5 protein-coding genes are annotated in these 3792 nt (G+C 39.7%); 1 reads left to right on the top strand and 4 read right to left on the bottom strand.

Annotation, left to right across the window (positions count from 1 at the left end; translation table 11 throughout):
* Positions 1 to 691, bottom strand: a 691-nt coding sequence (gene mobQ, locus GBN19_RS15070) for a MobQ family relaxase (protein ID WP_171494508.1), incomplete at its 3' end; no start/stop codon positions are given.
* Between the two features lie 224 nt (positions 692 to 915).
* Between mobQ and GBN19_RS15065 the strand changes: the two genes are divergently transcribed.
* Positions 916 to 1197 carry a mobilization protein gene (locus GBN19_RS15065; protein ID WP_151778663.1) on the top strand — a complete coding sequence of 94 codons (282 nt, stop codon included), beginning with the start codon at positions 916 to 918 and terminating at the stop codon, positions 1195 to 1197.
* Here the strand turns inward: GBN19_RS15065 and GBN19_RS15060 are convergent, their stop codons facing one another.
* The 3 genes from GBN19_RS15060 to GBN19_RS15050 all read right to left on the bottom strand — a co-directional run.
* Positions 1198 to 1395, bottom strand: a complete 198-nt coding sequence (locus GBN19_RS15060) for a hypothetical protein (protein ID WP_005804955.1) — start codon at positions 1393 to 1395, stop codon at positions 1198 to 1200. It abuts the gene before it with no gap.
* Positions 1396 to 1404: 9 nt separating this feature from the next.
* The gene (repM, locus tag GBN19_RS15055; RefSeq protein WP_151778662.1) at positions 1405 to 2346 is read right to left on the bottom strand and encodes a replication initiation protein RepM; all 942 of its coding nucleotides are present in this window, start codon (positions 2344 to 2346) and stop codon (positions 1405 to 1407) included.
* Positions 2347 to 2922: 576 nt separating this feature from the next.
* Positions 2923 to 3792, bottom strand: an 870-nt coding sequence (locus GBN19_RS15050) for a MobA/MobL family protein (protein WP_171494507.1), incomplete at its 5' end; no start/stop codon positions are given.

Here is a 3792-nt window from a genome sequence, read left to right as displayed (position 1 = left end):
TTTCGGTGTCTATGCCTTGTCTGCGAAGTTGGGTAACGTGTGGCCCCTCATGTTGAGTGGCTTCAAGGTCTATGCCTTGATCTTTGTAACTACGGTGATCGACACGATCTGCAAAGCCATGTTTTTCTAAATGGCGGTTGGTCAATTCTGCAAAGTGTTCTCTCCAGTGGCTCACGGTTTCACTGGATTGCTCTTTGTTGAAGTCTCGATTTTTCTTTTTGGCAAAGTCGCCTGTCTGTGGGTCAATCTGCCGACTGGTGAACATGATGTGTGCATGGAAGTTTCTTTCATCACTTCCGCTTTTGGTATGTGGAGCATGGATACATGCGTCCACGATCACACCATGTTTTTCTACAATTTCCTGACATAGCTCATCGAGCAAGTCTTGTCTTTGTTCTGCATTAAACTCATGGGGAAAGGCAATTTCAAACTCTCTTGCTAAGGTTGCATCTTTTCTACGTTCAACCTGTTCAACTGCATTCCATAATTCTTGACGGTCTAATAATTCTTTTTTGGTGTTTTCAGGTGCATAGATTTTTTTAGATTCCACACCTGTTTTTTGGGTGTAGTCCTGAATTTTACCTTGATAATGATCTTCTAGTTTTTCACCCGAACGATAGGCAGAACATGCAACGGCTGAACGCCCTGCACTTCGGCTTATCGCTTTGACTGAAAAATGAAAGATTGCCATTTTGCTTTTGCTCTTAAATTTGGGTTTCCAAATTTCCCAGCTTGCATAAGCTGGTTTGGGGTTGTAGGGGGAATCCCCTGCCGTACTTCCATTGAATAAAAATCGAAGATTTTTTTCAATGGTAAAGTGCGCCCTTTGGGAAAACCACGATAGCAGATAGTACCTTGAATTTCAATTCATGTACGCTTATGCTAACTGTGGTTTTTTTAGGCATTGGATTTGTAATGAAAGTCGAATCTTTGGAACAGCAAATTGCTAAACAAGAAGAACGTTTGAAACAGCTTAAAGCTCAGAAGCAAGCTGTTTTGGCTCGTGAAAAAAAGAAAGCAACGGATCAACAGCGAAAAGAAGATACTAGACGTAAAATTTTGCTTGGTTCTTTGGCGTTAAAAAAAATGCAAGATGATTCAGAAAAGGCAAAAATTCTTGCTGACTTGAACGAGTATTTAACAGAAGATAGAGATAGATTGTTATTCGGTTTACAACCTGTTTCTAACGCTGGTTAGTTATTTCGAGTTTAATTTGTACCATTCTTCCATGAGTGCTGCATCTTCCTGTTCGAAGGTGGTTTCACCGTTCAGGATGCGCTGCTGCCTTGCTTGATCCTTTGATTGGCAAGAATCAATTATTTCCTGAGTAAACTCATGATCTACGATGCCTTTAGCACTTCTAAAGGCTTCCAGTAATTGTTGTCTATCTGTCATTTCAATATCCTAATAGTTAAATCCTGCTTGTACCAATAGAGGGTAAAACGTCCTGAATTTTTCAGGCTCTAAAAGCATATCAGCAATACGTTTTGCAAAGTCTTCGTATGATTCAGTACCTAATGAATACTCACTCATTTCGTGCATTTCAGACAGCTTGTGAGCGAATAAATGCCGTTGTGCATCGGTCATAGGGATAAAGAAATCAGGGGTATTTGGATCTCGTTTCGGGTCAACTGGCTTTTCAATTTTTGGCTGTTGTTTTTGTTTAAGCCTGAATGAAAAGCCTGAAATCAACCGCCCTTTTTTATGCTGTTCATACGTTACGTTAATGTCTGTATGTTCATTGATCTGTTGAATAGATGGTTCTAATACACGCTTTTTAAAGTTGTGCATAGCTGTGTATTCATTATCTAAAAGTCCTAAACGGTTTCTAAACTCACCAATTTCTATTTGTGGAACTTTGCCGACTTCACGCCACGCAATGAGAAGCTCATACAGTCTTGTTGCGTATTTACTGGTTAAGTGTGCGACTTGTTTAGCTTGATAGCTTGTGAAGTGTTCTTCCAGTCGTGTCACCAGTGGCACAACATCAGGCGCAAAGGTTATTTCTAGCAATGCTAAATCATCAACATAAAAAATTCGGCTAACCCAACGTGACCGTACAATGCCTGTTTTACCTGTTCTTTTATATTCGGCGGTGTAGCTGAACTGTCGATTAAACAAGTTGTTTACGGCTTCTCTAAGGGCTTTATATGACGCATCAATTGACACATTAAACAGTTTTGCATAATCACTAGCATGTATTTCTAGCTTACTATCCGCTGTGATGCCCTGCCCTGATTCTCTGGCGTTAATGATGGCAAGCATAATCAAACGCTGTTCTGTTAATTCCAAGTTGTAACTGGCATTGATTAAAGCATTATCTTTCACTACTAATCCGTTTTTCATTATTAAAGTACACTATTTTTAATGTATGTTTAAATACTAATATTTTAATGTACTTTAATCAAGAGCTAATGTACGTTTATATAAGAGCTAATGTACGTTTATATAAGAGCTAATGTACGTTTATATAAGAGCTAATGTACGTTTATAAACTCTGTAATGCAGTCATATCAATGTTTTCAGCCTGTCTAAAAGCATTTAAAAGCTTAAAAGCTTATTAAAAGCCCATTTGGGGTAGGGGAGTGGTCAAAACTGCCCTAGGTTTTCGCTTCGCTCAAACTCTATTGAATCTCGCAAGCTCGATTCGAGGGGCAGTTTTTCGGTTAATCCTGTTTGTGAAATCTAAAAGCAAAAGCAACTATGAATTCGCTTCGCTCATAAAGCTTTATGCTCGCTTCGCTCGGTCTAGGGGCGGATTTCAGCATGAAAATATAGATTTTCTAGGGTTCAAATCATTTAAAAGCGGTTTTTCAGAGGGTCGAGGGTCGAATATTGCTAGTTCGCTCGTAGACACTCGCTCTATAAGACCATGTATTGTTTAGATAATTTTAATAAACGCCAAAAAAGAAATTTTAAATTTTAGCGTGAACGTGGCTTATGGCTTTGTGTTTTTGATTCAGCCAGTAGTTTATTGGCTTCGTCATGTTTTCCTTGCTCACGTAAGGCTTTACGTGCAAGGAATGCCTGTCTTTCTCGTTCTTGTTGTGCCTTGGCTTCCTGTTTCCGCTTTTCCTGTTCGGCTAACTTTCGTTGTTGTTCACGTTCAAGGTGAAGTCTTGCTCGATCATGTTTGGCTTTCAGGTTCGGATTAGCTTTGTTTACGATCTCTTTTGCCCGATCTGTATAGCGTTCAGGTTCTAAACGTGGGGTTTTGGTCTTTAAATCTCGTTCCTGACTGTCCAATTCTTGCCATTGGGTTTGAATTTCTGCATTCGCAGCATCCCATTTCCCACCAAAAAACATAGGTCTTTTGCCTAATTGTTCTTTTTGGTGTTCAAGATTGGTTTTTGATAGCTCTATTTGCTCCAAAACAGCGTTTATTTGCTCGATTTCTGTTTTTTGGGTAGTTAGTGCTATGTTTTTTGCTTCCGTCGCTACAGCGTCGTTATATTGCGAAATAACGCTATATGCGATTTTGGTTAATTCTTCAGGGGAACGTTGTTCCTGGTCTTTTTCTTTTTGGCGTTGTTCCTGGTCTAATTTTTCCCTGGTCTGAATCAAGTTATTCAACAGTCGTTCAGATGCTTGTATTTCTTGATCTAAACCTTTGATGTGTTGGCTAAATTGGTTGCGTTCACGGATGGCATCATTGGATAGACTGATTTCGGTGTCTATGCCTTGTCTGCGAAGTTGGGTAACGTGTGGCCCCTCATGTTGAGTGGCTTCAAGGTCTATGCCTTGATCTTTGTAACTACGGTGATCGACACGATCTGCAAAGCCATGTTTTTC

It is taken from the genome of Acinetobacter brisouii, from assembly GCF_008993995.1.
Taxonomy (GTDB): domain Bacteria; phylum Pseudomonadota; class Gammaproteobacteria; order Pseudomonadales; family Moraxellaceae; genus Acinetobacter; species Acinetobacter brisouii_A.
The sequence above is the reverse complement of the archived record's forward strand: the minus strand, read 5'-3'. Positions and strand labels throughout refer to the sequence as shown.

Bases quoted from the DNA above. Each gene is read 5' to 3' on its own strand.
- GBN19_RS15065 (WP_151778663.1), top strand. From the start codon at position 916: ATGAAAGTCGAATCTTTGGAACAGCAAATTGCTAAACAAGAAGAACGT.
- repM (WP_151778662.1), bottom strand. From the start codon at position 2,346: ATGAAAAACGGATTAGTAGTGAAAGATAATGCTTTAATCAATGCCAGT.
- GBN19_RS15060 (WP_005804955.1), bottom strand. From the start codon at position 1,395: ATGACAGATAGACAACAATTACTGGAAGCCTTTAGAAGTGCTAAAGGC.